Raw genomic sequence first — 25,958 nt, 5'->3', positions numbered from 1 at the left:
GGGAGATGAGTAATGGAATTCACCAAAGAGCAGTTAAAAGAAATTATCGAAACTGACCACGTTCAATGTGGTGAGGCTTCAGCATTGGCGCGTGTCTCGCTGGCATCGCTCGAAGCCGAGGCTGTGGCGTGGACTGATGAACAGGAACTACGGGACGTTGCGAAAGATGGATGTGGCTATCTGTTTACGGTTAAGCCAATCACTCCGCATGCTGACCCGCGCCGCGTCATTAAGTTATATACCGCCCCGCCAGCGCCTGTAGTGCCGGACGTAGTTAGCTGGGAAGACGTACCAGAGGAAATCACGGAAGACGATGTCGCACTGGCATCCGCATGGGCGCATGGATTCAACCAGTGCCGCGCCGCCATGCTTCAGGGTGCGGAACAAACAAACTACCGCGCGATCGTTGAGCGCATTGCTGAAACTGTTCACGGAAAAGTAACTGATATTGACCTGCTAACGGTAACAGTGAAGAGCATGAAAGATAAGTTACATAAATAAATACCGGGTGCAGCCGGTTAAGTGGAGAACTATACGATGAGCGGACAAGGCCAACGTTTTCTTACCCCTGATGACCTCTATCAGCTTACTGGTTATCGTCGCCCTTCCCTTCAGTGCCAAGCGCTGAAAGAAAGCGGTGTGTTTTTCGTGCCACGAAAAGACGGCAGGCCAGGCACTACATGGGATCATGTAACTAATCCTGCAGGCCTAAAGCTGGTAGTGAACAATCCAGAGGAAGAAGAACCAAACTTTAAGGACATGTAATGCCCAGAATCCGCAAAAACCCAGATGATAACTGGATGCCGCCCCGCGTTCGCCGGGGCAAGTCAGCCTATGAGTTCAGAACGCCTGACGGAAGAACAGTAAGATTGTGCAACCACGATCTCACTAAGTCTCAGGTATGGGCAGCCTATGAAAACTTCATCAACGATATCAAGGTTGGTTCCAACTTCCATGCACTTTGCGAAGAGTTTTTTAACTCTGGTGATTTCCATGAGTTGGCAACAGAAACCAGAAAGGATTACAGGAAATATGGTTCAAAGGTAAATGTCGTTTTCGGCAAAATGAAACCAGAAAACATAAAGCCGGAGCACATTAGAAAGTATATGGATAAGAGGGGGGTTAAGAGCAGGGTTCAGGCTAACCGAGAGAAAGCGTTTATGTCGAGGGTGTTCAGATGGGCATATGAGCGTGGCAAAGTGAAGATGAATCCATGCCAGGGTGTGAAGCAGTTTAAAGAGCAGGCCCGCACCAGGTACGTGACGGATAAGGAATATGAAGCACTATTCAGTGTTTCGTCGATCCCTGTGAAAATTGCTATGGAGTTGGCCTATTTATGCTGCGCGCGCCAGGGAGACATTCTAGATCTTAAAAAGAGTCAGATACTGGATGAAGGGATTCTAATTCAGCAAAGCAAGACGGCAGTGAGTCAGATTAAGGCGTGGACAGTGCGCCTATCAGATGCGATCACCCAGGCCAATTCCCTTCCGTTAAATAGTGGCATGGTAAGCCTTTACGTGATCCACCAGCAGTCTGGTTCTCGTTATACGCGTGATGCCTTTAACGCTCAGTGGATGAAGGCGAAAAAGTTAGCCGCAGAAAAATTCCCTGAGCTCGAATTTAACTTCACGTTCCATGATCTGAAAGCTAAAGGGATATCTGATCTGGAAGGAACGCTGCATGAGAAACAGGAAATATCAGGCCACAAAAATGCTTCGCAGACTGCAAGATATAACCGCAAAATATCTGTAGTGCCGGTGGTTGGGGGGCAGTAATGCCCTCTTTCTGTGGCGAAGTCGAATGGCGAAACAATGGCGAATGGCGAAAAACAGACAATAAAAAACCACCTTACGGTGGTTTATACGACACTGCTTATCATTGATTTTATTCTAGTTTTCCCATGGTAGCCGGAGTGGGACTTGAACCCACACAGCGCGAACGCCGAGGGATTTTAAATCCCTTGTGTCTACCGATTCCACCATCCGGCCAGGGAAGAAAGTGGAGGCGCGTTCCGGAGTCGAACCGGACTAGACGGATTTGCAATCCGCTACATAACCGCTTTGCTAACGCGCCTTAAATCTTTGTCTTTCGACCTGCACCCGCAAACTGCCAGTGCATTTAATTTGGAGCGGGAAACGAGACTCGAACTCGCGACCCCGACCTTGGCAAGGTCGTGCTCTACCAACTGAGCTATTCCCGCATGTCATCAGGTGTTATCTAATCACTTGATTTCATTATCGTCTGGCGAACCGTGCCGCCGTTCGATGCGTTGCATTCTACTGATATGGCGTTTTGAGTCAACGTTATTTTTTGCATCCCCGGATCGTTTGCTGAAAATTACGGCGAAACGATCACTGTTCAAGCAAATCGCCGCGGGCGGCGTTTAAATATTGCAGCATTGACCACAGCGTAAGCACCGCCGCGACCCACAGCAGGCCGATCCCCGCCCACTCAACCCAGGCGTTTGGACGCCACAGCATCCACACCAGCGCGGCCATTTGCGCGGTAGTTTTCACCTTGCCGATCCAGGACACCGCCACGCTGCTGCGCTTGCCCAGTTCCGCCATCCACTCGCGCAGCGCGGAGATGATGATCTCACGGCCAATCATCGTTGCCGCAGGCAGCGTCACCCACCAGGTGTGATAGTGTTCAGCCACCAGCACCATCGCAATCGCCACCATCACTTTGTCCGCCACCGGATCGAGGAACGCACCAAAGCGGGTGCTCTGGTTCCAGCGGCGCGCCAGATAGCCATCAAACCAGTCCGTGACGGCCGCAATCAGGAAAATGAGCGCACAGGCAAAGGGAGCCCAGACAACCGGCAGATAAAACGCCAGTACAAAGAACGGGATAAGTACGACGCGAAAGAGGGTAAGCAACGTAGGGATATTATATTGCATGATGACGGTAACTGTCTGTTGTCAGTAAAATTTAGCTCTATGTTGCTACAGAGCCCTCAATGTTTCAACGAGTAGTAGATCTTTTCTGCCAGCGCTTGCGAAATACCCGGCACTTTTGCAATTTCTTCAATGCTGGCATTGAGTAAGCCTTGCAATCCGCCCATATATTTTAGCAGCATCTGTCGACGCTTCGGCCCCACGCCTTCGATGGTTTCCAGCGTGCTGGTATTTTTGACTTTGGCCCGTTTCTTACGGTGGCCGCCGATCGCATGATCGTGCGACTCATCGCGAATATGCTGGATGACGTGCAGCGCGGGAGAATCCGGCGGCAGGCTGAAGCCCTCGCCTTCCGGCTCAAAGAACAGCGTCTCGAGCCCGGCTTTACGATCGGCCCCTTTTGCGACGCCTAACAGCAGCGGATGGTTTTTATCCCATTCCACGTCAAGCGAGGCAAAGACCGCTTTCGCCTGGCCGAGCTGCCCTTTCCCGCCGTCGATCAGAATCACGTCCGGGATCTTGCTCTCTTCAATCGCTTTGCCGTAGCGACGGCGAAGCACCTGATTCATTGCCGCATAATCATCCCCCGGCGTAATGCCGGTGATGTTGTAGCGGCGATACTCCGCGCGCAGCGGGCCATTCGCATCAAACACCACGCAGGAAGCCACCGTCTGCTCGCCCATCGTGTGGCTGATGTCGAAGCACTCCATGCGTTTAACTTCCGGCAGTTGGAGCACCGTCGCGAGCGCGCTTAGGCGTTGATGCACCGTCGACTGCTGGGAGAGTTTGGTCGTGAGCGCCGTCGCGGCGTTGGTGCGCGCAAGCTTGAGGTAGCGCGCGCGGTCGCCGCGCGGTTTGGTCTGGACGTTCACCCGCCGCCCGGCAAGTTCAGAAAGCGACTCCGCCAGCAGGGTTTTATCGTCCAGTTTGAAGTCGAGCAGGATCTCCGAGGGCAGCGTGCGCATCTGGCTTCCCTGGAGGTAAAATTGCCCAACGAACGTTTCGACTACTTCGCCGAGCTCCGTGCCGCCCGGCACTTTCGGGAAATAGCTGCGGCTGCCCAGCACTTTTCCCTGGCGGATAAACAGCACGTGAACGCAGGCCAGCCCGGCGTCAAAGGCGACGCCGATCACGTCCAGATCGTCGCCCGTATTCGAGACAAACTGTTTCTCGGTGACCCGCCGCACGGCCTGGATCTGGTCGCGAATGCGCGCGGCCTCTTCAAATTCCAGCGCGCCGCTGGCCTTTTCCATGCGGGCAATCAGCTGGGTTAACACCTGATCGTCTTTACCGGCTAAAAACAGGCGCACGTACTCCACCTGCTGTGCATAGTCGTCTTCGCTGACCAGCCCCGCGACGCACGGCCCGAGGCAACGGCCAATTTGATACTGCAGGCACGGGCGCGAGCGGTTGCGGTATACGCTGTTTTCGCACTGGCGCACCGGGAAAATCTTTTGCAGCAGCGCCAGCGTTTCGCGCACCGCATAGCCGTTCGGGAACGGCCCGAAGTATTCACCTTTCGCATGCCTGGCGCCGCGGTGCATCGCCAGACGCGGGTGGGTATCCCCGCTCAGGAATATAAACGGATACGACTTATCGTCACGCAGCAGGACGTTATAGCGCGGCTGGTAGAGCTTTATATAGTTGTGTTCAAGCAGCAGCGCTTCCGTCTCCGTGTGCGTTACGGTGACGTCTATATTCTGGATGAGGGCAACGAGGGCTTCGGTCTTCCGGGAGGCCAGATTGCTGCGGAAATAGCTGGAAAGGCGCTTTTTGAGATCTTTCGCCTTACCAACATAGATAACCGTACCGCCAGCATCATACATGCGATAAACGCCAGGCTGGCTGGTAACGGTTTTGAGAAACGCTTTTGAATCGAAAACTTCACTCACTGACTGACTAACGACTCCGCATTGCACAGACCATGACGAATAGCCAGGTGCGTCAATTCGACGTCACCGTGAATGTTCAGTTTACTGAACATCCGATAGCGGTAGCTGTTAACCGTTTTCGGGCTGAGATTCAACTGCTCGGAAATCTCATTCACCTTCTGACCTTTAGTGATCATCAGCATAATCTGCAATTCGCGCTCAGACAAACTGGAAAACGGAGAATCCGTTTTATCGGGTTCGATCTGGCTCAGCGCCATTTGCTGTGCAATGTCCGAGGCGATGTAGCGCTGTCCGGCAAAGACAGAGCGAATGGCGTTAACCACTTCCTGGGGCGCGGCGCCTTTACTGAGATAGCCAGCCGCGCCCGCCTGCATGACTTTCGCCGGCAGCGGGTTCTCGGTATGTACGGTCAGCATGATGACTTTGGTATCAACAAACGTACGGGCAATTTTGCGCGTAGCTTCAAGCCCGCCAATGCCGGGCATGTTCATATCCATCAGCACCACGTCTGCCGAGTTGGCGCGACACCATTTCACGGCATCTTCGCCGCAGCAGGCCTCACCGGCGACTTTAATACCCTTTATATCTTCAAGAATGCGACGTATCCCTGCGCGCACCAGTTCGTGGTCATCAACAAGAAGGACGTTGATCAAAGGAAATGTCTCCAGAATAGGGATAACGCTACTGACTGCTAATTGCGTTTATATTAACGTTTTTCGGGGAAAGATTAAAACGTTAAAATCCGGCGAGTGGACGTTGCTCTCGTTTTTGGAAATGAGCCTGTACAGAGGCTGGAAACAGCTCCCGCAAAATAGAGGCTGTACCACTCTTTTTAAGCACCTGTATTCAAAAAGTTACAAAACGTTTTCACGAAAGACGAGCAAAATAGTCTCTTCTATTTTTTGTAACAACAATTAACGGAACGAACACGCCAGATAAACAATTAATAGACTTTATATGCTATATGCTGCTCAGATTACCCAACGACCGCGGCGTGGTAAATAAACGAAGCGATGAAAAGTACAAAAAACAACCGCTGCATTTTTTGCTAAAGCTTGTGGTATACTCCGCCGCCTTAACGTTCATCGTCGCGCTCGAGCGCTGTTTTATAATGAGGAAAATAAATGAGCACACCTGAATTCGCCACGGCAGAGAATAACCTGGAGCTGGCTCAGGAAGTCAACTGCCTGAAATCCCTTCTGACGCTTATGCTGCAAGCGATGGGCCAGGCCGATGCAGGCCGGGTGATCATTAAGATGGAAAAACAGATCGCGCAGATGGAAAACCAGGCGGAATCCGCCGTTTTTGCCAATACCGTTAAGCAAATTAAACAAGCCTATCGCCAGTAAAAAATAACGGCTGGATGCGAAGCATTCAGCCGTTGTCTCGCCTGGCACGCAGAACGTATTATCCGATCAGATCAGCCCCGTGGCGGCCGCATAGCACGCTATCTGAGTTTTATTCGGCGCGTTGAATTTCTTCTGCATATTCTTCTGATGGAAATTAACCGTATTTTCCGAAATAGAAAGAATGATAGCGATTTCCGCCGACGTCTTCCCTTCTGCGGTCCACTTCAGAATTTCCCGTTCGCGCTTGCTGAATTTCATTTCCGGCGGCATCACCGTTTCGTGCTCAAAGCGAAGCAGCGAGGTAAGCGCCATTTGCACCAGCATCTGCAGCCGCAGCTCTATTTCTTCGTTGGACAACGGCATGGCTCTGGCGCTTTCGCGCGAGACGGACAAAAAGCCCATCGCATGGTTTGGCAGCATCAGGCACTGCGTTATTCCTGAGCGCAGGCCGTGATCGCGCGCGCCGTCCCACAATACCTGCGCATCGGCGAATAATTCATCGGACCACGGCAAATGGCCCTGAATGAAATTCTCCGGTTTTAATACCGGATCGATTGCGAAATAATTCTCCGCCTGATAGTGCTTCATCCACGGCTGCGGATAGCTGGCGTAAACGGAAACTCTTGGGCGCGTAAACGGCACAGGGTGACGCACGCACAGCGAGTAATAATCAAATTCCAGCGCCTGCGTTTGCTGCTGCAGCTCCTGATAAACCTCGTCGGCACTGGTCAATGCCTGAAACCGTAGATAACATTCCCGTCGCCAGGTAAAAAAGTCTGTATCCCTCATACGTACTGAATAAAGCCTCTGCTAAAGATAATCATTATTATGGTGAATCTAACCTATCACATAAAAACTTTTTTAGGACCATAAAATATCGGCAATATTATGATTAACTTTAGATTAAATAGGGTTTATTTAAACTGAATGGAATAAAAAAACACGGTGGCGGTAAAAGCAGAGAGAATAATTTGCTCCAGATAAACAATCTGGAGCAAACCGGTGCAAAAATGCTACTGCATCAGGAATTTCTCAAGGAACTGGCGGGTGCGCGGCTGCTGCGGGTCGGCAAACAGGCTCTTCGCCGGCCCCTGCTCAACGATGCGTCCCTGGTCCATAAAGATGGCGCGGTCGGCAACGTCGCGGGCGAAGCTCATTTCGTGCGTCACGATCACCATCGTTCGCTTCTCCTGCGCCAGCTGGCGAATGGTGTTGAGCACTTCCCCCACCAGCTCAGGGTCAAGCGCGGACGTCGGCTCATCGAACAAAATCACGTCCGGGCGCATGGCGAGCGCGCGCGCAATGGCCACGCGCTGCTGCTGCCCGCCGGAGAGACGGCGCGGATAGCTCGTCTCTTTGCCGGCCAGTCCGACCTTCGCCAGCAGTTCACGCGCGCGCGCCGAGGCCTCTTCTTTCGATTCGCCCTTAACGATAACCGGCCCTTCGATGATGTTCTCCAGCACCGTACGGTGCGGAAACAGGTTAAAGCTCTGAAATACGAAGCCCACGTGCTGGCGCAGGCTGCGGATCAAACCCTTTTGCTGGCTGATGGATTTGGCGGTGTCGATGGTGATATCCCCCACGCGAATCGTGCCGCCCTCAGGCTGTTCCAGCAGGTTGATGCTGCGCAGCAGCGTGGTTTTCCCCGAGCCGCTCGGCCCGATGATGGCGACGACTTCCCCCTGCTCCACCTCGAGATCAATGCCGTGGAGCACCGTTTGACCGTGGAATTTTTTTACCAGGTTTTTAACGTCGATAGCACTCATTTCGGATCACGCTCCTGGCGGTTCAGCTGGTTTTCAAAATAGTTTTGCAGCGCGGACAATATCGTCGCCATCACCCAGTAAATCAGGGACGCGGCCAGGTACATGGTGAACACCTCCAGCGTGCGCGAGGTGATGAGCTGCGCCTGGCGGAACAGCTCCGGTACCTGAATCGTGGCCGCCAGAGAGGTGTCCTTCACCAGGCTGATGAAGCTGTTGCTCAGCGGAGGCAGCGCGACGCGTGCCGCCTGCGGGAGGATCGCACGGCGCAGGGTTTGCCACGGCGTCATGCCGATACTGGCGGCCGCTTCCCACTGCCCTTTGTCGATAGACGAAATGGCCGCGCGCAGCGTTTCCGAGGTGTATGCCGCCGTGTTCAGGGACAGACCGATCATCGCCGCCGGGATTGGATCAAGCTCAATGCCGAACTGCGGCAGGCCGTAGTAGATCATAAAAAGCTGGGCGATGAGCGGCGTGCCGCGAAAAACGGAGATGTAAAACCGCGCCAGCCAGCGCACAGGCCACACTTGCGACATGCGCATCAGCGCCAGCACAAACCCGAGCACCAGCCCGAAGAACATCCCGCCGATGCTGAGCTGCAGCGTAAACACGGCGCCTTTCAGCAGATACGGCAGAGAATCAATAACCAGTTGAATACTTTCTTGCATTATTATTTTTCGACCTGATTTTAGACCTGAGGATGGTAGGCGAACAGCGCGGGCGCCCCGCCGGTATGGACAAATAAAATCGGCCCTTCATCCTTAAAGCGCTTTTGAGCGATCCCGTCGATCAGCCCCGCCATCGCCTTGCCGGTGTAGACCGGGTCCAGCAAAATGCCCTCGAGACGGGCCAGCACCTTCACAGCCTCCATCCCTTCATCGTTTGGCGTGCCGTAACCCGGCGCGAAATAGTCATCCCAGAGCAAAATATCGGCCTTTGCCTGAAGCTCAAGCTGCCCGGCCACCGCCTGCTGGATCGTAACGACCTTAGGCTTTTGATCCGCCACGCTGCGGGAGACCGTCACGCCGATCAGCTCCACGTCCGGCAGGAGCTGCTCCAGCCCCACCGCCAGCCCGGCGTGCGTGCCCGCGCTTCCGGAAGCCACCACCACGGAGGATAAACTGACCGCCCCTTCGCACTGCTGGGCAATTTCCAGCGCGCTTTCCACGTAGCCCAGCGCGCCGAGCGCGTTTGAGCCGCCCACCGGAATGACGTACGGGCGGAAGCCCTGCGCTTCCAGACGCGTCGCCAGCTCGTCGAGCTGCGCCGCCGGGTCGGTCAGGGCATCAACCATTTCGACCTGCACGTTGAACAGGTCCAGCAGCAGGCGGTTACCGTTGGTGAGGTAGTTTTCGGCCTTCGTGCCGATGGGGTTTTCCAATAGCGCCACGCAGTGCAGGCCCAGCTTCGCCGCGACCGCCGCGGTCTGACGCACGTGGTTGGACTGAATAGCACCCGCGGTAATCAGCGTATCTGCGCCTTCGCGCAGCGCGTCGGCGGCGAGAAACTCCAGCTTGCGCAATTTGTTCCCGCCCATCGCCATGGGGGTTACGTCGTCACGCTTGATAAAAATATCGCGCCCCACGTAGTCGGAAAAGCGCGGCAGGTACTCGAGCGGCGTCGGCGCGCCGATAAACTCCAGCCGGGGAAAGCGCGTTAAATTCTGCAGTGACATGAAACCTCCGGTAACTCTGTATTTATATAATATTTTTATTATGCACGTTGTCGCACCAGAAATAAAAAAGGCGCTTTTAAAAGCGCCTTTTTTTAACGGTCAACGACTTATTTGGTCACGTCAGCGCCAAACCATTTTTCGGAGAGCGCCTTCAGGCTACCGTCCTTCTGCATGTCAGCAATCGCGGAATCGATCGCTTTCAGCAGGTCTTCATTGCCTTTGCGCACCGCCACGCCGGATTCCTGACGGGAGAACGCATCACCGGCTACCGCCAGGGTATTGTTGGTTTTCTTCACCAGATCCAGCGCCGCCAGACGGTCAACCAGGATTGCGTCGATACGGCCAACGCGCAGGTCCTGATATTTAGTCGGATCATCGTCATAGGTGCGAATGTCCACGCCCTGCACGTTCTGGCGCAGCCACTCTTCGTAGTTAGTGCCCAGGCCGACGCCCACCTTCTTACCTTTCAGGTCTGCAGCGGATTTAATCGTGCCCTCATTCCCCTTTTTCACCAGCGCCTGAATACCGGACACGGTGTACGGCGTGGAGAAGTCGTATTTCTTCTTACGCTCGTCAGAGATCGTGACCTGGTTAATCACCACGTCAATACGTTTGGAGTCCAGCGACGCCAGCATGCCGTCCCATTTGGTCGGCTTCAGCGACGCCTTCACGCCCAGATGCTTGGCCAGCTCTTCGGCAAATTCCACTTCGAAACCGGTCAGCTTGCCGTCATCGCCCTGGAAGCTGAAGGGAGGATAGGTGCCTTCCAGCCCCACCAGCAGCGTGCCGCGCTCTTTCACTTTATTCAAAAGATTGTCCGCCGCGAACGTTTTCACGCTCATTCCCGCGACCAGCGCAACGGCCATCATCCCCATCATCGCCTGACGACCCAGAAGTGCTAATTTCATAAGTACCCCGATACAGTGGAATTTTTGAGTAGTGTAGAGAATTCGCCCGCAACGTCAAAGGCGACTTCTCTACATCTTATTCATTTTTAATATATATCAGAAGTTGTTTCGGCGTGGACTTTCTGCTTCATCGCGCCGGGCATTTGAACCTTATATTGCGCGTACTTGCGCAGCGCGATGCGGTAGTTATTGGTGCTGGTTGCGGGCAGCCACGGCTCCAGATTTTCATCCAGATACCCTGTATGCAGCAGATCGCGGGAGATGTTTTGCACGGACAGATGCTGGCCCAGGCGGCGCAGGCGAACCACGTATTCGCGCACGGTGCCGTGGCTCATTTCCGTCTGTTCGAACAGAAATTGCTTAAAGCCGATGATATCAAAGAAGTCGCTTTGCTCTTTGCAGTGGAGATCGCCACAGAAACGGCAAAGCGCTACCCACTCCCGCTGCTCTTCGAGCCAGGCGGCTTCGTCCAGCAGGGTGTCGAGACGAGAAATCGCGATTTTGTTGACGATTTCGCCGCGACGCACCAGCGTGATGCGGTCGAGTAGCTTGTTGCAGTGCGCGCAATGCGTCTGGCTGTGCTTAAAGTCTTTCAGGTAGCGGCTTAGTGGCCGTCTTTTAAGGTGCTGCACCGTCATGATAACTCCTGGTTGTCAATACGTTGTGCGGCATTCGTTAGATGAATCAATCACCTAGAGCTTACCCAGTTTGGTCCGTAAGCGTTTAATGGCCTGGCTGTGCAGCTGGCTAACCCGCGACTCCCCCACTTCCAGCACCGCGCCAATCTCTTTGAGGTTGAGCTCTTCCTGGTAATAGAGAGTCAACACCAGCTGTTCACGCTCGGGCAAGGCCTCGATGGCTTCCATCACGCGCTGGCGTAAATTACCTTCCATTAAATGGTGTAACGGGTTTTCCTGCTGGTGCTCATCCGTCACCAGCTCGATGCTATCGCCATGCTCTTCGCGCCACTCGTCATAGGAGAAGAGTTGGCTATTATTGGTATCGAGCAACATCTGGCGATACTCTTCAACAGCAATACCCAGACGCTCCGCCACTTCGGTTTCCGTCGCGTTGCGCCCAAGCTCCTGTTCCAGCTGCCCCATCGCATGCGCCACTTCGCGCGCGTTGCGGCGAACGCTGCGCGGCACCCAGTCGCGGCTGCGCAGCTCGTCCAGCATCGCACCACGAATACGCTGAACTGCGTAAGTCGTAAATGCCGTTCCTTGCAGAGCGTCGTATCGGTCAACTGCATTCAATAACCCGATACCGCCCGCCTGTAGCAGATCGTCCAGTTCCACACTCGCCGGCAAACGCACCTGGAGGCGCAATGCTTCGTGACGCACCAGCGGGACATAACGCTGCCACAGCGAGTGTTTATCCATTACACCTTCAGCGGTATAGAGTGTATTCACGATAAACAGCCCTGCGTTAATTGAGTTATCGGCATGATTATCCGATTCTGCAGGGCGTTCAATTGGATGAAAAAGGGGGATAAAGTGAGGTTATTCTGGGGTTGCCCCATGCAGGGGCATTTTCAGGCGCTAAATTAACAGCTGCAGCAGGGAAAGATCGTCTCCCATCCTCACGTTTTCTATTTGCTGGTGAAAGAGCTTTTGCACGTCGGCATTATGCTGGCTAAGAGAATGAAAACTATAAATAACGTCGATGACGTTGTCCTGACAAATTTCCCCCGCCACCTTCGCCTGGCCCGCCAGCAGCGTTTTAATGTAATAGTATTCCGCCACGATCAAATAGAGATTATTCAGCATGCCGCGGCCGTTATTTTGCGGGAAGCCCTGCTGCCACAGCTTATATTTGAAAAAGTTCTTAAACAGGTGGTCATTCTGAATCAGTAAATCCGCGGAAGCGCTACGCCATGCCGCTTCGATATCCTGCATGATACGCTGCGGGTTGTCCGCCGCGTCAAACTGGGCGTACAGCTGCCTGAAATAGCGGTTCAGCACCGCCCCGCCCCGGCTCGCCATTTTTTGCGAGAAGTAGCTTTGCATCAGTGAGATAAGCAAGAATTTAAGACCGTAGTTTTGCGAGAAGCCCTGTAGTTCGGCCTTTATTTTGCCGCTCTCAAGCTCGTTCACCAGCGCGAAATAGACCGTTTCAAGCGTGGAAATACCGTCTTCAATACTCTCAAGCTTTTCGGCCACCATGAGGAATTTCACCATGGCGTAAATTTGCTCTTCAACGCTGACGCTCGCCACGTTCAGGATATTCTGGCAGAAGAGGTTAATCACCTTCGTGCGCATATTCAGCGGCGGCGCGTTATTGACGTCCTGCTGAACGTGCGTGGATTCCATCAGCGCCATCGACTCGCGGTCGCTCAGTAAAAGCCGCGTCACCTCGGGGCACGACAGGTTGAGTGATTTTTCAACGTCGTTTTTATAGATTCGGTTAGCGCGCGGAAAGGTTGAGCAGGTTGGGCTAAGCGCCTCGGCGCCGAGAGATCCGTGGATCGCGCAGAGTTTTTCCGCGTCCATAAACGGGCAATTTTTGCTTTCCGTATGGAATATCACTTCGCCCCAGTTCTCGTACTGCTTTTTAGTTACCTTTATGCCCGTTTTCGCAATATGGCGAATCGCGGCGTTTTTGCTGTTCTGATAGCGATTAACCGACGATTTATCAAACGAGATGGTCCAGCCCTGGCAGCAGTGCTCGCGGCACGCGCCCCCGATGCAGGAAAAATCTGCGACCAGCTTTGGTTGGGTAACACTGATTTGTTTCATCGGCGGATACTCAAATAGCAGAGACAAAAAAACCCCGCCGAAGCGGGGCTTTACGCGTAAATTAACGCAGCAGAGACAGAACGGTCTGTGGAACCTGGTTTGCCTGAGACAGAACGGAAGTACCAGCCTGCTGCAGGATCTGCGCGCGGGACATGTTAGACACTTCAGTTGCGTAGTCAGCGTCCTGGATACGGGACTGAGCAGCAGACAGGTTGTTAGAGGTGTTGTTCAGGTTGTTGATAGCAGAGGTGAAGCGGTTCTGCACAGCACCCAGGCCTGAACGCGCTTTATCAACTTTAGCGATTGCAGCATCGATAGTTGCCAGATCCGTACCCTGTACGTTTTTCAAATCAATATCTTTAACGCCTAAGGTATCTGTATCCGCTTTAGCACCGCTCAGGTCCAGATCGATGGTGTCGCCGTCGTTTACGCCAACCTGAATTTTAACCACGCCGCCAGTACCTGCAGAACCGTCCAGCAGCTTGATGCCGTTGAAGTCGGTTTTGCCCGCTACGCGGTTGATTTCAGCCAGACGCGCGGTCACTTCATCCTGCAGGGAAGCCAGGTCAGAGGTGCTGTTGGTACCGGTGCTTGCCTGAACCGCCAGCTCACGAACGCGCTGCAGGTTGTTGTTGATTTCGTTCAGGGAACCTTCAGCGGTCTGCGCCATGGAGATACCGTCGTTGGCGTTACGCGCAGCCTGGTTCATGCCCTTAATCTGAGCGGTCATGCGGTTTGCGATCGCCTGGCCAGCAGCATCGTCTTTCGCGCTGTTGATACGCAGACCTGAAGACAGACGCTCAATAGCCGTGCCCAGAGAAGACTGAGATTTGTTCAGGTTGTTCTGAGTAGTCAGTGACATCAGGTTAGTATTGATAACTGCCATAATTTTCTTTCCTTCAAAAATTGGGTTTTAGGTCCGGTGCCTAACACTCACAGCGTCTCTCACCGTCAACAAGGTTATCGACGGGTCCCCAAAAGACTTTAGAAATCAATTTTGAAAAAATTATATAACCTTGATTTTAAAGAATTTTAATTTCAAAAAAGGATTTAAAGCCATAAATTACGCCTAATTCTGCGGGCTATTTTGGCCTTTATTTGTCCGCGCTCAAGGCGTACTTTTCTTGCGGTTTTTATCCTTCAAATATATTCCCTTAAGGACAATCCTTTCATTTACTGCTTAATGCAGCGCCTATTCCTGGGATTATTTTTTTCTCTTATACGTAAACTTTTCGCACAAGAGGCCGATAAGAGTCCTGAACTACTTTCGTATTTTAAGGAAAATATGCATGGCTACTATCAGTAACCTCGGGATAGGTTCTGCAGGACTCGGGGATTTATATAATCAGTTGGACGCGGCAGAAAGAACCAAGCTGACGACGATTACTTCCCAGCAATCGACGTATAACGCACAGTTAAGCGCTTACGGCAAGCTGCAGAGCGCCATGACTTCGCTGCAAACCGCGACCGCCGCGCTCGGTAAAACGGCCACCTGGAACTCCACGTCCGTGAGCAGCACCAACACGGCGTTCACCGCGACAACGGCGGCAAACGCCTCCGTGGGCACCTTTGTGGTAAACGTGAACCAGGTGGCGAAAGCGCAGGCGCTGACCACCGGCTCCTATGCCAGCAATACCGCACAGCTGGGCGACACTACGGGCACCACGCGCAAGATCACCATTACCCAGCCGGGCACCAAAACGCCGCTGGAAGTGAACGTCGCGGACGATGACACCTCGCTGGCCGGGATCGCCAGCGCAATCAACAAGGCCAACGGCAATGTGACGGCCAGCGTGATCAAAGCGAAGGACGGCGATTATCGCCTGATGCTGACCTCAAAAACCACCGGTACCGACGGTGAGATGACGATCAGCGTCACCGGCGACGACAAGCTGCAAAGCGCGATTGGCTACGATTCCGCGTCGAAAACCGGCGGGCTGACGGTCAACACCGCGGCGCAAAACGCCATTGTCGTAGTGAACAACATCGAGATTGAGCGTCAATCCAACACCATTACCGACGCCCTGCCCGGCGTGACGTTTACGCTAAAAGCAGAAAGCAAAGCGGATGAAATGCTGGAAGTGTCGCGCGCGACCGACGCTAACCAGAAGGCGATTACCGACTGGGTAACGGCCTACAACTCGCTGCAGTCCACCATCAACAGCCTGACCAAATACGTGGCTGTCGAACCGGGCAAAGGCAGCCAGTCCAACAGCAACGGCGCGCTGGTGGGCGACGCGAACGTGCGCGGGATTCAGTCCCAGCTGCGCGGCCTGCTGACCGAAGCGCAAAGCGGTTCGATCCAGATTATGGCGCAGCTCGGCATTACGCAGGACCCGACCAAAGCCGCGGACGGCACCGTCGGCAACCTGAAGGTCGACACGGATAAGCTGAAAAAAGCCCTGACGGATAACCCGGACGCCATCCAGCAGTATTTTATTGGCGACGGCAAAACCACCGGCATGGCCACCAAGATGAGCAAAACGCTGGACTCCATGCTGAGCACCAGCGTGGGCAACGCGGGCGTGATTCAGAACGCCAAAGACGGGATCAACAAAACGCTGAAAAGCCTCGGCGAGCGTTACGACGCGATGGAAGCGCAGATTGATGCCACCATGGCGCGTTACAAAGCGCAGTTCACCAGTCTGGACGTGTTAGTGACGAAAATGACCAACACCGCCAACTATTTGACCCAACAGTTCTCACAGAAATAATCGTTGTTTCAGGAGTGGATATGTATAGCACCTCTGGTGTTCAGTCCTATCAAAAGATAGGCGTTGAAAGTGCAGTGATGAATGCCAGTCCACACCAGCTGATCGTGATGTTGTTTGACGGGGCGCACAGCGCCCTTGTCCGCGCGCGCCTGTTTCTCGAGGCCGGACAAATTCGGGAAAAAGGCGAAGCCTTATCCAAAGCCATCAACATTATCGACAACGGGTTAAAAGCGGGGCTGAACATGGAGGTTGAAAGCGAGCTGTCCGGTAATCTTGCCTCCTTGTATGAATATATGGTTCGACGTTTGTTACACGCAAATGTGAGTAACGACGTAGACGCAATTGTTGAAGTCGAGGGTTTATTAAACAACATTGCGGATGCGTGGAAGCAAATAGGCCCCAATGCGTCCTCTATCTCAGGATAATTTTGATGAATATTCCCAGCGCAGCGCTTAGTCACTGGCATGCTTTGCATGCCCAGAGCATTGCTATGCTAAATCTTGCTCGTTCCGGCCAATGGGATGAGCTTATCGAGCAGGAAATGCATTACGTCCAACTGGTGGAGCGTATTTCGCAAAACCCCATCACGTCATGCCCCCCCGCTCAGGTTGAGCAAGCGCGTTTTCTGTTGGAGAAGATCCTCGAAAACGAGAACCAGCTTAAGGCCATGCTCAAGTCCCGCATGGACGAGCTGCGCAGCCTCATCGATCAAACCGGCAAACAGCAATCCGTTACGTCGACCTACGGAAAGCTGTCGGGGAATATTCTTTATCCAGAAAGTTTGACCCGCGACACACAATTATGATTTCTTCATCCATACTCCAGAAGTCAGCCAAACGGCTTCTGGAGCACGGACGATGAAAAACCCCACGCTATTACAATGCTTTCACTGGTACTACCCCACGGGCGGTGAACTGTGGCCTGAGGTCACGGCGCTGGCCCCCAACCTGAACGAAATCGGTATCAATATGGTCTGGCTACCCCCTGCGTATAAAGGCGCATCGGGCGGCTATTCCGTTGGATACGACTCCTACGATCTTTTCGATCTCGGCGAGTTCGACCAGAAGGGCAGCGTGGCCACCAAATACGGCGACAAAGCGCAGCTGCTGGAAGCCATCAGCGCCTTAAAGAGCAACGACATTGCGGTGCTGCTGGACGTGGTGGTGAACCACAAAATGGGCGCCGACGAAAAAGAACGGGTGCGCGTTCAGCGCGTGAACGAACAGGACCGCACGCAAATTGACGATGAAATCATCGAGTGCGAGGCCTGGACCCGCTACACCTTCCCGGTGCGCGCCGGGCAATACTCGCAGTTCGTCTGGGACTATAAATGCTTCAGCGGCATCGACCACATCGAAAACCCCAGCGAGGACGGCATCTTTAAAATCGTCAACGACTATACCGGCGAGGGCTGGAACGATCAGGTTGACGGTGAGATGGGCAACTTCGACTACCTGATGGGCGAGAACATCGATTTCCGCAACCACGCGGTCACCGAAGAGATCAAATACTGGGCGCGCTGGGTCATGGAGCAGACACAGTGCGACGGCTTCCGCCTGGATGCGGTCAAACACATTCCCGCCTGGTTCTACAAGGAGTGGATCGAGCATGTTCAGGAAGTGTCGGAAAAGCCGCTGTTCGTGGTGGCAGAATACTGGTCGCACGACGTCGGCGCGCTGAAGAACTATATCGACCAGGTTGAGGGCAAAACGATGCTGTTCGACGCCCCGCTGCAGATGAAGTTCCACGAGGCGTCGCGCATGGGCCGTGACTACGACATGAGCCAGATCTTTACCGGCACGCTGGTGGAAGCCGATCCGTTCCACGCCGTAACGCTGGTCGCCAACCACGACACCCAGCCGCTGCAGGCGCTGGAGGCTCCGGTCGAGGCCTGGTTCAAGCCGCTGGCCTACGCCCTGATCCTGCTGCGCGAAAACGGCGTGCCGAGCGTCTTTTATCCCGATCTGTTCGGCGCCAGCTATGACGACACCGGCGGCGACGGCGAAAGCTATCACATCGACATGCCGGTTATCGAGCAGCTGCACGAGCTGATCCTCGCCCGCCAGCGCTTCGCCCACGGCGTGCAGACGCTGTTCTTCGATCACCCCAACTGCATTGCCTTTAGCCGCAGCGGCACCGAAGACGCCCCCGGCTGCGTGGTGGTGCTCTCCAACGGCGACGAGGGAGAAAAGGTGATTTGCCTGGGCGAGAACTATGGGAATAAAACGTGGCGAGATTTCCTCGGCAATCGCGAAGAGACCGTCACCACCGCGGCGGACGGCGAAGGCACCTTCACCTGCAACGGCGGCAGCGTCAGCGTGTGGGTGATTGAGGACGCGCTGTAATACCGGAAAAATGCGGGCTGATGCCCTCACCCCGGCCCTCTCCCTGAATGGAGAGGGAGTATTCTGTGCCAGGCTGTGATTTGTGGGGTTCCCTCACCCCACAGGGAGAGGACGCAAATACCAAAAACGGCAACAAGGTTGCCGTTTTGCGTTTACCTTCAGGGTAGTTGACTCTCCAGCGGGTTTTTGCTCAGGTAATCTGCGCACTCCACCGTTGGGCGGTCAACCCTGCGCAGCTCCATGCCGTCATACTCCAGCAGCGAACCGTCTCGCTCGAGCGGATAAACGTCCAGCTTGCGGGTCACGTTGTAGTAGTCGTCTGAGCGCAGCATGATTTTACCCGGCACCGCGATCACGCGCTGCCACTGACGGCAGTCCAGCGTATCGCCCTCTTGCGTCACCACCAGCGTGGCGATCGCCTCCGGGCTGACCAGGCTGCTCTGCGGCCCTGCCGACTGCCAGTAGCCCGCCAGGCTCGCCGGAGCCGGATGCTTAATCACGTCCTGGTAGTTATCCACCTGAGCACAGCCGGTCAACGCCAGCAGCGCGCCAACAATTGCTATCTTTTTCATCATCTTTCCTGCATGCGAAGAAAAAAATATTGTGGCATTAAAGCGATGGCGCCGCCAGCGTAAGTTCGACGGCTACACCTGCATGGACATCACTTCCTGGTACGCCGACACCAGCTTGTTGCGCACCTGGATGCCCATCTGCAGGGACACCGAGGATTTTTGCAAATCGGTCATCACATCGTTAAGCGCGACGCCCGGTTCGCCGAGGGTAAATTTCTCCGCCTGCGCGCGCGCCGCGGTCTGCGTGTCGCTGATGCGGTCCAGCGCCGCGTGCAGCTGGCCGGCAAAGCTGATGCTCTGCGGCTGTTCCGCCATGCTCTGGTTGCGGGCTGACATTGCCGTTGCCTGTAGCTGGCTGATAACCCCTTCGATGCCCTGTATAGCCATGACTCTCCCCTGAATGGTTTTTTACGCGGTCAAGACTAACAGCTTGTCAATAAGATAAAGGCGGTAAATAGCGTTAAAAAACCAGGTTATTTGACCCATAGAAAATCCGGAATCATCAAATAATGGCAGGGCCATCAGTATGGAACTTTTGTCGTGTTTGCCGACCCGGGAGTCAGTTTTGTTTCTCTACACGAATAACGTAAACCACCAGGATTTAAGAGGTGCGCAATGAGTGCAACAGCATCAACGGCGCCACAGAATAAATCAGCAGAGTGGATAAACCGCCTTCGCGCGAACCCTAAAATCCCGTTGATCGTGGCAGGCGCAGCCGCCATTGCGATCCTTGTAGCGATGGTCCTGTGGGCGAAAAGCCCTGATTACCGCACGCTTTACAGCAACCTCTCCGATCAGGATGGCGGCGCCATCGTCACCCAGCTGACCCAGATGAACGTCCCGTATCGCTTTGCCGATAACGGCGGTGCGCTGGAAGTGCCTGCCGATAAAGTGCATGAGCTTCGCCTGCGCCTGGCGCAGCAGGGCCTGCCGAAGGGCGGCGCGGTCGGCTTCGAGCTGCTGGATCAGGAAAAATTCGGCATCAGCCAGTTCAGCGAGCAGGTCAACTACCAGCGCGCCCTTGAAGGCGAGCTGGCGCGCACGATCGAAACCTTAGGCCCGGTAAAAGCCGCCCGCGTGCACCTGGCGATGCCAAAGCCGTCGCTGTTCGTTCGTGAGCAAAAATCACCGTCCGCTTCCGTGACCGTTAACCTCGAACCGGGGCGCGCCCTCGACGAGGGGCAAATCAGCGCGGTCACCCACCTGGTCTCCAGCGCGGTGGCGGGCCTGCCGCCGGGCAACGTCACGCTGGTCGATCAAAGCGGCCGCCTGCTAACCCAGAACAACAGCGCCGGGCGCGATCTTAACGACGCGCAGCTTAAATATGCCGCTGACGTTGAAGGCCGCCTCCAGCGCCGCATTGAAGCAATCCTCGGCCCGGTTGTCGGCAACAATAACGTCCACGCGCAGGTGACGGCGCAGATCGACTTTGCCAATAAAGAGCAGACCGAAGAGCAGTACAGCCCGAACGGCAACCCGTCTCAGGCGGTGATGCGCTCTCGCCAGGTGAATGAAAACGAGCAGGTTGGCGGCCCTTACCCGGGCGGCGTGCCGGGCGCGCTCTCCAACCAGCCTGCCCCGGCTAACGCGGCGCCGATCTCTACGCCTCCGGCCAACCCGCAGAACGGCCAGCAAAACAACCCGCAGACGACCTCGACGGCGAACGCCTCCGGCCCGCGCACCAGCAGCCGAAATGAAACCACCAACTACGAAGTCGACCGCACGATTCGCCATACCAAGCTAAACGTGGGCGACGTTCAGCGCCTCTCCGTGGCCGTGGTCGTGAACTACAAAACCCTGCCGGACGGCAAGCCGCTGCCGCTGACCGCCGAGCAGATGAAGCAGATCGAGGACCTGACCCGCGAGGCGATGGGCTATTCCGAGAAGCGCGGCGATACCCTCAACGTGGTCAATTCGCCGTTCACCACCACGGACGAGTCCGGCGGCGAGCTGCCGTTCTGGCAACAGCAGGCGTTTATCGACCAGCTGATCGCGGCGGGCCGCTGGCTGCTGGTGCTGATCGTGGCGTGGCTGCTGTGGCGTAAGGGCATTCGCCCGCAGCTGCAGCGCCGCGCTGAAGCCGAGAAGGCCGCGCTGGAGCAGATGAGCTCCCGCCAGGAAACGGAAGACGCGGTTGAAGTGCGCCTCAGCAAAGATGAACAAATGCAGCAGCGCCGCGCCAACCAGCGCATGGGCGCCGAGGTGATGAGCCAGCGCATTCGCGAAATGTCTGATAACGATCCGCGCGTCGTCGCGCTGGTCATCCGCCAGTGGATGGGTAACGAACATGAGTAATACGCTTACGGGCACCGATAAAAGCGTCATCCTGCTGATGACCATTGGCGAAGACCGCGCGGCGGAGGTGTTTAAGCACCTCTCCCAGCGCGAGGTGCAGATCCTCAGCGCGGCGATGGCGAACGTCCGCCAAATCTCCAACAAGCAGCTGACGGACGTGCTGTCCGAGTTTGAGCAGGAAGCCGAGCAGTTTGCCGCGCTCAACATCAACGCCAACGACTACCTGCGCTCCGTGCTGGTCAAGGCGCTGGGTGAAGAGCGGGCCGCCAGCCTGCTGGAAGACATTCTGGAAACCCGCGATACCGCCAGCGGCATCGAGACGCTCAACTTTATGGAGCCGCAGAGCGCCGCCGACCTTATCCGCGACGAACACCCGCAGATCATCGCCACCATCCTGGTTCACCTCAAGCGCGGCCAGGCGGCGGACATTCTGGCCCTGTTCGACGAGCGCCTGCGCCACGACGTGATGCTGCGTATCGCCACCTTCGGCGGCGTGCAGCCTGCCGCGCTGGCAGAGCTGACCGAGGTGCTGAACAACCTGCTCGACGGCCAGAACCTCAAGCGCAGCAAAATGGGCGGCGTGAGAACCGCGGCAGAGATCATCAACCTGATGAAAACCCAGCAGGAAGAGGCGGTCATTACGGCCGTTCGAGAGTTCGACGGCGAGCTGGCGCAGAAAATTATCGACGAGATGTTCCTGTTCGAAAATCTGGTCGAAGTGGACGACCGCAGCATCCAGCGCCTGCTTCAGGAAGTGGATTCCGAATCCCTGCTTATTGCCCTCAAGGGCGCCGAGCAGCCGCTGCGCGAGAAGTTCCTGCGCAACATGTCCCAGCGTGCGGCGGATATCCTGCGCGACGACCTGGCCAACCGCGGACCGGTGCGTCTGTCTCAGGTGGAAAACGAGCAGAAAGCGATCCTGCTTATCGTTCGTCGCCTGGCGGAAACCGGCGAGATGGTAATCGGCAGCGGAGACGACACCTATGTCTAACGAGCTGTCCTGGACCCGCTGGACGCCCGACGATCTGGCCCCTCCCCTGACGGAGTTCACTCCGGCGATCGTCAAGGCCGACGCGGGTGAAGATGAGGCCGACGCGCCCGAGCTGAGCGAAGAAGAACAGCGCGCGCAGATGCTGGCGCAGCTGCAGATGCAGGCCCATGAACAGGGCTATAACGCCGGCCTCAGCGAAGGCCGGCAGAAAGGCCACGAGCAGGGCTACCAGGAAGGGCTGGCGCAGGGGCTGGAGCACGGTGCCGAGCAGGCCCGCCAGCAGCAGGCGCCGATCCACGCCCGCATGCAGCAGCTGGTCAGCGAATTTCAGAACACCCTCGACGCGCTGGACAGCGTGATTGCCTCCCGCCTGATGCAGATGGCGCTTGAGGCCGCGCGTCAGGTGATCGGCCAGACGCCGTGCGTCGACAACTCGGCGCTGATCAAGCAGATCCAGGGCCTGCTCCAGCAGGAGCCGCTGTTCAGCGGCAAGCCGCAGCTGCGCGTGCATCCTGATGATTTACAGCGCGTTGAGGAGAGCCTCGGCGCAACCTTAAGCCTGCACGGCTGGCGGCTGCGCGGCGATCCGTCGCTGCACCACGGCGGCTGCAAGGTTTCGGCAGATGAAGGCGATCTTGACGCCAGCGTGGCGACCCGCTGGCAGGAACTGTGCCGCCTGGCCGCGCCGGGAGTCGTCTGATGACCGCTCGCCTGACCCGCTGGCTTAACACGCTGGATAACTTTGAAACGAAGATGGCGCAGCTGCCCGCCGTGCGCCGCTACGGCCGCCTGACGCGCGCCACCGGGCTGGTGCTGGAGGCCACCGGGCTTCAGCTGCCGCTGGGGGCAACCTGCGTGATTGAGCGTCAGGACGGGCTGGAGACGCGCGAAGTGGAAAGCGAGGTGGTCGGCTTTAACGGCCAGCGCCTGTTCCTGATGCCGCTCGAAGAGGTGGAAGGCATTCTGCCCGGCGCGCGCGTCTACGCCAAAAACATGAGCGGCGACGGCCTGCAGAGCGGCAAGCAGCTTCCGCTCGGCCCCGCCCTGCTCGGCCGCGTGCTGGACGGCAGCGGCAAGCCGCTCGACGGCCTGCCCGCACCGGACACTACCGAAACCGGCGCGCTGATTACGCAGCCGTTTAACCCGCTGCAGCGCACCGCCATTGAGCACGTGCTGGATACCGGCGTGCGCCCAATTAATGCCCTGCTCACGGTGGGCCGCGGGCAGCGCATGGGCCTGTTCGCGGGCTCCGGCGTCGGTAAGTCGGTCCTGCTCGGCATGATGGCGCGCTATACCCAGGCGGACGTGATCGTCGTGGGGCTGATCGGCGAGCGCGGGCGCGAAGTAAAAGACTTTATCGAGAACATTCTCGGCGCGGACGGCCGCGCCCGCTCGGTGGTGATCGCCGCCCCGGCGGACGTGTCGCCGCTGCTGCGCATGCAGGGCGCCGCCTACGCCACGCGCATTGCGGAAGATTTCCGCGACCGCGGCCAGCACGTCCTGCTGATCATGGATTCCCTGACCCGCTACGCGATGGCGCAGCGTGAAATTGCTCTCGCCATCGGCGAGCCGCCGGCCACCAAAGGCTACCCGCCTTCGGTCTTCGCCAAGCTGCCCGCTCTGGTAGAGCGCGCGGGGAACGGCATCAGCGGCGGCGGCTCCATTACCGCGTTTTATACCGTGCTGACCGAAGGCGATGACCAGCAGGACCCGATCGCCGACTCCGCGCGCGCGATCCTCGACGGCCACATCGTGCTCTCGCGGCGGCTGGCCGAGGCCGGGCACTACCCGGCCATTGATATTGAAGCGTCGATCAGCCGCGCGATGACGGCGCTGATTACCGAGAAGCACTACGCCCGCGTGCGTAACTTCAAGCAGCTGCTTTCCAGCTTTCAGCGCAACCGCGATCTGGTCAGCGTCGGGGCGTACGCCAAAGGCAGCGATCCGATGCTCGACAAAGCGATTGCCCTGTGGCCGCAGCTGGAGGCGTTTTTGCAACAGGGTATTTTTGAACGTGCCGACTGGGAAGACTCTCTCCAGGCTCTGGAGCTGATTTTCCCGCAGGTGTAACACAGGTGGAGGGCGAAGGTCATGGCGCAAAACAGCGCGTTATCAACGCTAAAAGATCTGGCTGAAAAAGAGGTGGAGGATGCCGCGCTGCAGCTCGGCGCAATGCGGCGCGGATGCCAGCAGGCCGAAGAACAGCTAAAGATGCTGATCGACTATCAGCACGAGTATCGCACCAACCTTAATACCGACATGACGCAGGGCATTGGCAGCCAGCGCTGGATTAACTATCAGCAGTTCATCCAGACGCTCGAAAAGGCGATTGAGCAGCACCGCCAGCAGCTGCACCAGTGGACTGAAAAAGTGGACACCGCGCTCACCTTCTGGCGCGAGAAAAAACAGCGGCTGCAGGCGTGGCAAACGCTGCAGGACCGGCAGGTGGCCGCCACGACCCTGGCGGAAAACCGTCTGGATCAGAAGAAAATGGATGAGTTTGCCCAGCGCGCATCAATGAGGAAACCGGAATGATCACACTACAACAGCTGCTGATGACCGACAGCGACCTGCCTGGCGGCGCGCCAGCGGGGAAAGGCGCCGAGGGCGCGCAGGATTTTCTCTCCCTGCTCGCGGGCGCGCTGACGGAGGCGACCGGCCAGGATAAGGATGCGCCGCTCACCCTGGCCGACCTGAAGGCCGCCGGGAGCAGGCTATCGAACGCCACGGATAAAGACGGCGACGTCTCGCTGCAGGCGAAGCTTGCCGATCTCCTCTCGCGTCAGGAGAGCCTGCCTGAACATAGCGCATCGCCAACGGATGCGCTGCAAGGCCTGGTGTCCGGTTTAGCGCCCGCCGCGCACGGCGACGCCCTGAAGTCCCTGACGCAGTCGGTAGCGAAAGATGACGGCAAAACCGATCTGACCGACGAAGAGCTGGCGGGGCTCAGCGCGCTGATGGCGATGCTGCCGCACCAGCAGGCGGCAACGGCAGTTCCAGCCGCTCCGGCGAGCCGCGCCGAGGGCGTGAGCGCGCGGGCGCAGGTTTCGCCGGGCCTGGCCCAGCAGACCGCGCTGAACGGTGCTTCTGCGGATCATGAAAAGGCGCAGGCTGGCTATCAGCCTCTGGCGCAGAGTGCGGACAACGCGCTGCCTGCGGCGGCCCCGGCGGTTGCCGCGGCGGACAAGCCGGACGTCGCCAGCGCGGCCACGTCCACAAGCCCGACCGCCACCCTGGCGCCGGTAATGGGCAGCCATTCCGTGCCGCAGGCCGCCGCCACCGTTGCCACCGCCCCCGTGCTGAGCCAGCCGCTCGGCACCGGCGAATGGCAGCAGGCGCTCGGCCAGCACATTACGCTGTTCACGAAGCAGGGCCAGCAGACCGCCGAGCTGCGCCTGCACCCGGAAGATCTGGGCCAGGTCCACATCTCGCTCAAGCTCGACGATAACCAGGCCCAGCTGCAGATGGTTTCCCCGCACAGCCACGTGCGCGCCGCGCTGGAAGCCGCGCTGCCGGTGCTGCGCACCCAGCTGGCTGAAAGCGGCATCCAGCTTTCGCAGAGCAGCGTCAGCAGCGAGAGCTTTGCCGGACAGCAGCAGTCCTCTTCCCAGCACCAGCAGCAGGCCTCCCGCTCCGGCCAGCAGGGCGGATTTGGCGATGACGCCGACGAGCTGCTGCCGACCCCGGCCGCCCTGCAATCCGCCGCGCGCGGTAGCGGCGCCGTCGATATCTTCGCCTAAACGCCAGAGGTAGCGTGATTATCCCCGTCTTTTCCACGCTTTGACGCGGACAGGACACGGGATAATCACCGTATTAGCT

General features: G+C 56.8%; 28 protein-coding genes and 3 tRNA genes. 14 read left to right on the top strand and 17 right to left on the bottom strand.

All coding sequences use genetic code 11. The annotated features are described in order from the left end of the window. The first annotated feature begins 12 nt into the window (after positions 1–12). From DBY73_RS22300 to DBY73_RS07860, 3 genes are read left to right on the top strand one after another with little or no spacing between them, the layout of a single operon-like run. Positions 13–501: a hypothetical protein gene (locus DBY73_RS22300; RefSeq protein WP_258458397.1), complete on the top strand. Its 489-nt coding sequence runs from the start codon at positions 13–15 to the stop codon at positions 499–501. A 36-nt stretch (positions 502–537) separates the two neighbouring features. Beyond that, positions 538–765, top strand: coding sequence for a DUF4224 domain-containing protein (locus tag DBY73_RS07865; protein WP_112010619.1), 228 nt, complete (start codon positions 538–540; stop codon positions 763–765). After that, positions 765–1,775 (top strand): tyrosine-type recombinase/integrase, encoded by a 1,011-nt coding sequence (locus tag DBY73_RS07860; protein WP_112010618.1) that lies wholly within the window; start codon positions 765–767, stop codon positions 1,773–1,775. The genes DBY73_RS07865 and DBY73_RS07860 overlap by 1 nt, the downstream gene beginning before the upstream one ends. Positions 1,776–1,901: 126 nt before the next feature. Here DBY73_RS07860 and DBY73_RS07855 read toward each other — a convergent pair. From DBY73_RS07855 to uvrY, 6 genes are all read right to left on the bottom strand, one after another. Beyond that, a tRNA-Leu gene (locus tag DBY73_RS07855) sits at positions 1,902–1,988 on the bottom strand. A gap of 11 nt (positions 1,989–1,999) precedes the next feature. Beyond that, positions 2,000–2,073, bottom strand: a tRNA-Cys gene (locus DBY73_RS07850). A gap of 51 nt (positions 2,074–2,124) precedes the next feature. Continuing rightward, a tRNA-Gly gene (locus tag DBY73_RS07845) sits at positions 2,125–2,200 on the bottom strand. A 151-nt stretch (positions 2,201–2,351) separates the two neighbouring features. Then, positions 2,352–2,900 (bottom strand): CDP-diacylglycerol--glycerol-3-phosphate 3-phosphatidyltransferase, encoded by a 549-nt coding sequence (gene pgsA / locus DBY73_RS07840; RefSeq protein ID WP_112010617.1) that lies wholly within the window; start codon positions 2,898–2,900, stop codon positions 2,352–2,354. A 56-nt stretch (positions 2,901–2,956) separates the two neighbouring features. Beyond that, positions 2,957–4,789: an excinuclease ABC subunit UvrC gene (uvrC, locus tag DBY73_RS07835; RefSeq protein WP_112010616.1), complete on the bottom strand. Its 1,833-nt coding sequence runs from the start codon at positions 4,787–4,789 to the stop codon at positions 2,957–2,959. Beyond that, the gene (gene uvrY / locus DBY73_RS07830) at positions 4,786–5,442 is read right to left on the bottom strand and encodes a UvrY/SirA/GacA family response regulator transcription factor (protein WP_112010615.1); all 657 of its coding nucleotides are present in this window, start codon (positions 5,440–5,442) and stop codon (positions 4,786–4,788) included. Before uvrY ends, uvrC begins: the two co-directional genes overlap by 4 nt. Positions 5,443–5,913: 471 nt before the next feature. On the opposite strand from uvrY, the gene DBY73_RS07825 reads away from it, so the two are divergent. Further along, positions 5,914–6,138 (top strand): DUF2594 family protein, encoded by a 225-nt coding sequence (locus tag DBY73_RS07825; RefSeq protein ID WP_112010614.1) that lies wholly within the window; start codon positions 5,914–5,916, stop codon positions 6,136–6,138. A 66-nt stretch (positions 6,139–6,204) separates the two neighbouring features. Here DBY73_RS07825 and sdiA read toward each other — a convergent pair whose 3' ends face one another. From sdiA to DBY73_RS07780, 9 genes are all read right to left on the bottom strand, one after another. After that, complete coding sequence (sdiA, locus tag DBY73_RS07820) at positions 6,205–6,927, bottom strand: transcriptional regulator SdiA (protein ID WP_112010613.1); 723 nt, start codon at positions 6,925–6,927, stop codon at positions 6,205–6,207. 224 nt (positions 6,928–7,151) lie between these two features. Then, entirely contained in the window at positions 7,152–7,904 is a 753-nt protein-coding gene (tcyN, locus tag DBY73_RS07815; RefSeq protein ID WP_112010612.1) for an L-cystine ABC transporter ATP-binding protein TcyN, read from the bottom strand. After that, a complete protein-coding gene (gene tcyL / locus DBY73_RS07810) occupies positions 7,901–8,569 on the bottom strand; it encodes a cystine ABC transporter permease (protein ID WP_112010611.1) in 669 nt (222 codons plus the stop codon). The genes tcyN and tcyL overlap by 4 nt, the downstream gene beginning before the upstream one ends. 20 nt (positions 8,570–8,589) lie before the next feature. Continuing rightward, on the bottom strand, positions 8,590–9,576 hold the full coding sequence (gene dcyD / locus DBY73_RS07805; RefSeq protein WP_112010610.1) for a D-cysteine desulfhydrase: 987 nt from the start codon (positions 9,574–9,576) through the stop codon (positions 8,590–8,592). A 107-nt stretch (positions 9,577–9,683) separates the two neighbouring features. After that, positions 9,684–10,484: a cystine ABC transporter substrate-binding protein gene (gene tcyJ, locus DBY73_RS07800; protein WP_112010609.1), complete on the bottom strand. Its 801-nt coding sequence runs from the start codon at positions 10,482–10,484 to the stop codon at positions 9,684–9,686. Positions 10,485–10,570: 86 nt separating this feature from the next. Beyond that, entirely contained in the window at positions 10,571–11,122 is a 552-nt protein-coding gene (fliZ, locus tag DBY73_RS07795) for a flagella biosynthesis regulatory protein FliZ (RefSeq protein ID WP_112010608.1), read from the bottom strand. Between the two features lie 54 nt (positions 11,123–11,176). Further along, positions 11,177–11,896: an RNA polymerase sigma factor FliA gene (locus tag DBY73_RS07790; protein ID WP_112010607.1), complete on the bottom strand. Its 720-nt coding sequence runs from the start codon at positions 11,894–11,896 to the stop codon at positions 11,177–11,179. 129 nt (positions 11,897–12,025) lie between these two features. Further along, positions 12,026–13,222 carry a flagellin lysine-N-methylase gene (gene fliB, locus DBY73_RS07785; protein ID WP_112010606.1) on the bottom strand — a complete coding sequence of 399 codons (1,197 nt, stop codon included), beginning with the start codon at positions 13,220–13,222 and terminating at the stop codon, positions 12,026–12,028. Positions 13,223–13,283: 61 nt separating this feature from the next. Then, positions 13,284–14,108: a flagellin gene (locus DBY73_RS07780; protein WP_112010605.1), complete on the bottom strand. Its 825-nt coding sequence runs from the start codon at positions 14,106–14,108 to the stop codon at positions 13,284–13,286. Positions 14,109–14,511: 403 nt separating this feature from the next. Between DBY73_RS07780 and fliD the strand changes: the two genes are divergently transcribed. From fliD to amyA, 4 genes are read left to right on the top strand one after another with little or no spacing between them, the layout of a single operon-like run. Continuing rightward, positions 14,512–15,936: a flagellar filament capping protein FliD gene (fliD, locus tag DBY73_RS07775; protein WP_112010604.1), complete on the top strand. Its 1,425-nt coding sequence runs from the start codon at positions 14,512–14,514 to the stop codon at positions 15,934–15,936. 20 nt (positions 15,937–15,956) lie between these two features. Beyond that, the gene (gene fliS / locus DBY73_RS07770) at positions 15,957–16,361 is read left to right on the top strand and encodes a flagellar export chaperone FliS (RefSeq protein WP_112010603.1); all 405 of its coding nucleotides are present in this window, start codon (positions 15,957–15,959) and stop codon (positions 16,359–16,361) included. A 5-nt stretch (positions 16,362–16,366) separates the two neighbouring features. Beyond that, complete coding sequence (gene fliT / locus DBY73_RS07765) at positions 16,367–16,741, top strand: flagella biosynthesis regulatory protein FliT (protein WP_112010602.1); 375 nt, start codon at positions 16,367–16,369, stop codon at positions 16,739–16,741. Between the two features lie 52 nt (positions 16,742–16,793). Then, complete coding sequence (gene amyA, locus DBY73_RS07760; RefSeq protein ID WP_112010601.1) at positions 16,794–18,281, top strand: alpha-amylase; 1,488 nt, start codon at positions 16,794–16,796, stop codon at positions 18,279–18,281. Between the two features lie 158 nt (positions 18,282–18,439). Here the strand turns inward: amyA and yedD are convergent, their stop codons facing one another. Beyond that, on the bottom strand, positions 18,440–18,853 hold the full coding sequence (yedD, locus tag DBY73_RS07755) for a lipoprotein YedD (RefSeq protein WP_112010600.1): 414 nt from the start codon (positions 18,851–18,853) through the stop codon (positions 18,440–18,442). Between the two features lie 72 nt (positions 18,854–18,925). Beyond that, entirely contained in the window at positions 18,926–19,240 is a 315-nt protein-coding gene (gene fliE, locus DBY73_RS07750) for a flagellar hook-basal body complex protein FliE (protein ID WP_112010599.1), read from the bottom strand. A 228-nt stretch (positions 19,241–19,468) separates the two neighbouring features. Between fliE and fliF the strand changes: the two genes are divergently transcribed. From fliF to fliK, 6 genes are read left to right on the top strand one after another with little or no spacing between them, the layout of a single operon-like run. Further along, on the top strand, positions 19,469–21,148 hold the full coding sequence (gene fliF, locus DBY73_RS07745) for a flagellar basal-body MS-ring/collar protein FliF (protein WP_112010598.1): 1,680 nt from the start codon (positions 19,469–19,471) through the stop codon (positions 21,146–21,148). Further along, a complete protein-coding gene (gene fliG / locus DBY73_RS07740; RefSeq protein ID WP_112010597.1) occupies positions 21,141–22,139 on the top strand; it encodes a flagellar motor switch protein FliG in 999 nt (332 codons plus the stop codon). The genes fliF and fliG overlap by 8 nt, the downstream gene beginning before the upstream one ends. Beyond that, positions 22,132–22,839 (top strand): flagellar assembly protein FliH, encoded by a 708-nt coding sequence (gene fliH / locus DBY73_RS07735; RefSeq protein WP_112010596.1) that lies wholly within the window; start codon positions 22,132–22,134, stop codon positions 22,837–22,839. Before fliG ends, fliH begins: the two co-directional genes overlap by 8 nt. Beyond that, positions 22,839–24,209, top strand: a complete 1,371-nt coding sequence (gene fliI, locus DBY73_RS07730) for a flagellar protein export ATPase FliI (protein WP_112010595.1) — start codon at positions 22,839–22,841, stop codon at positions 24,207–24,209. Before fliH ends, fliI begins: the two co-directional genes overlap by 1 nt. Positions 24,210–24,230: 21 nt before the next feature. Beyond that, positions 24,231–24,674 carry a flagellar export protein FliJ gene (gene fliJ, locus DBY73_RS07725; protein WP_112010594.1) on the top strand — a complete coding sequence of 148 codons (444 nt, stop codon included), beginning with the start codon at positions 24,231–24,233 and terminating at the stop codon, positions 24,672–24,674. Next, entirely contained in the window at positions 24,671–25,879 is a 1,209-nt protein-coding gene (fliK, locus tag DBY73_RS07720) for a flagellar hook length control protein FliK (protein WP_112010593.1), read from the top strand. The genes fliJ and fliK overlap by 4 nt, the downstream gene beginning before the upstream one ends. Positions 25,880–25,958 lie beyond the last annotated feature (79 nt).

This window comes from Enterobacter sp. RIT418 (assembly GCF_003057745.1).
Lineage (GTDB): Bacteria > Pseudomonadota > Gammaproteobacteria > Enterobacterales > Enterobacteriaceae > Enterobacter.
This window is presented reverse-complemented; position numbering and strand designations above follow the sequence as displayed.

Coding starts and splice junctions, on each gene's coding strand:
- fliJ (WP_112010594.1), top strand. CDS start 24,231: ATGGCGCAAAACAGCGCGTTATCAACGCTAAAAGATCTGGCTGAAAAA.
- DBY73_RS07780 (WP_112010605.1), bottom strand. CDS start 14,108: ATGGCAGTTATCAATACTAACCTGATGTCACTGACTACTCAGAACAAC.
- tcyJ (WP_112010609.1), bottom strand. CDS start 10,484: ATGAAATTAGCACTTCTGGGTCGTCAGGCGATGATGGGGATGATGGCC.
- pgsA (WP_112010617.1), bottom strand. CDS start 2,900: ATGCAATATAATATCCCTACGTTGCTTACCCTCTTTCGCGTCGTACTT.
- dcyD (WP_112010610.1), bottom strand. CDS start 9,576: ATGTCACTGCAGAATTTAACGCGCTTTCCCCGGCTGGAGTTTATCGGC.
- fliE (WP_112010599.1), bottom strand. CDS start 19,240: ATGGCTATACAGGGCATCGAAGGGGTTATCAGCCAGCTACAGGCAACG.
- fliB (WP_112010606.1), bottom strand. CDS start 13,222: ATGAAACAAATCAGTGTTACCCAACCAAAGCTGGTCGCAGATTTTTCC.
- DBY73_RS07825 (WP_112010614.1), top strand. CDS start 5,914: ATGAGCACACCTGAATTCGCCACGGCAGAGAATAACCTGGAGCTGGCT.
- tcyL (WP_112010611.1), bottom strand. CDS start 8,569: ATGCAAGAAAGTATTCAACTGGTTATTGATTCTCTGCCGTATCTGCTG.
- fliZ (WP_112010608.1), bottom strand. CDS start 11,122: ATGACGGTGCAGCACCTTAAAAGACGGCCACTAAGCCGCTACCTGAAA.
- DBY73_RS22300 (WP_258458397.1), top strand. CDS start 13: ATGGAATTCACCAAAGAGCAGTTAAAAGAAATTATCGAAACTGACCAC.
- fliK (WP_112010593.1), top strand. CDS start 24,671: ATGATCACACTACAACAGCTGCTGATGACCGACAGCGACCTGCCTGGC.
- fliF (WP_112010598.1), top strand. CDS start 19,469: ATGAGTGCAACAGCATCAACGGCGCCACAGAATAAATCAGCAGAGTGG.
- amyA (WP_112010601.1), top strand. CDS start 16,794: ATGAAAAACCCCACGCTATTACAATGCTTTCACTGGTACTACCCCACG.
- sdiA (WP_112010613.1), bottom strand. CDS start 6,927: ATGAGGGATACAGACTTTTTTACCTGGCGACGGGAATGTTATCTACGG.
- fliT (WP_112010602.1), top strand. CDS start 16,367: ATGAATATTCCCAGCGCAGCGCTTAGTCACTGGCATGCTTTGCATGCC.
- fliG (WP_112010597.1), top strand. CDS start 21,141: ATGAGTAATACGCTTACGGGCACCGATAAAAGCGTCATCCTGCTGATG.
- DBY73_RS07860 (WP_112010618.1), top strand. CDS start 765: ATGCCCAGAATCCGCAAAAACCCAGATGATAACTGGATGCCGCCCCGC.
- fliH (WP_112010596.1), top strand. CDS start 22,132: ATGTCTAACGAGCTGTCCTGGACCCGCTGGACGCCCGACGATCTGGCC.
- yedD (WP_112010600.1), bottom strand. CDS start 18,853: ATGAAAAAGATAGCAATTGTTGGCGCGCTGCTGGCGTTGACCGGCTGT.
- fliD (WP_112010604.1), top strand. CDS start 14,512: ATGGCTACTATCAGTAACCTCGGGATAGGTTCTGCAGGACTCGGGGAT.
- tcyN (WP_112010612.1), bottom strand. CDS start 7,904: ATGAGTGCTATCGACGTTAAAAACCTGGTAAAAAAATTCCACGGTCAA.
- fliS (WP_112010603.1), top strand. CDS start 15,957: ATGTATAGCACCTCTGGTGTTCAGTCCTATCAAAAGATAGGCGTTGAA.
- DBY73_RS07865 (WP_112010619.1), top strand. CDS start 538: ATGAGCGGACAAGGCCAACGTTTTCTTACCCCTGATGACCTCTATCAG.
- fliI (WP_112010595.1), top strand. CDS start 22,839: ATGACCGCTCGCCTGACCCGCTGGCTTAACACGCTGGATAACTTTGAA.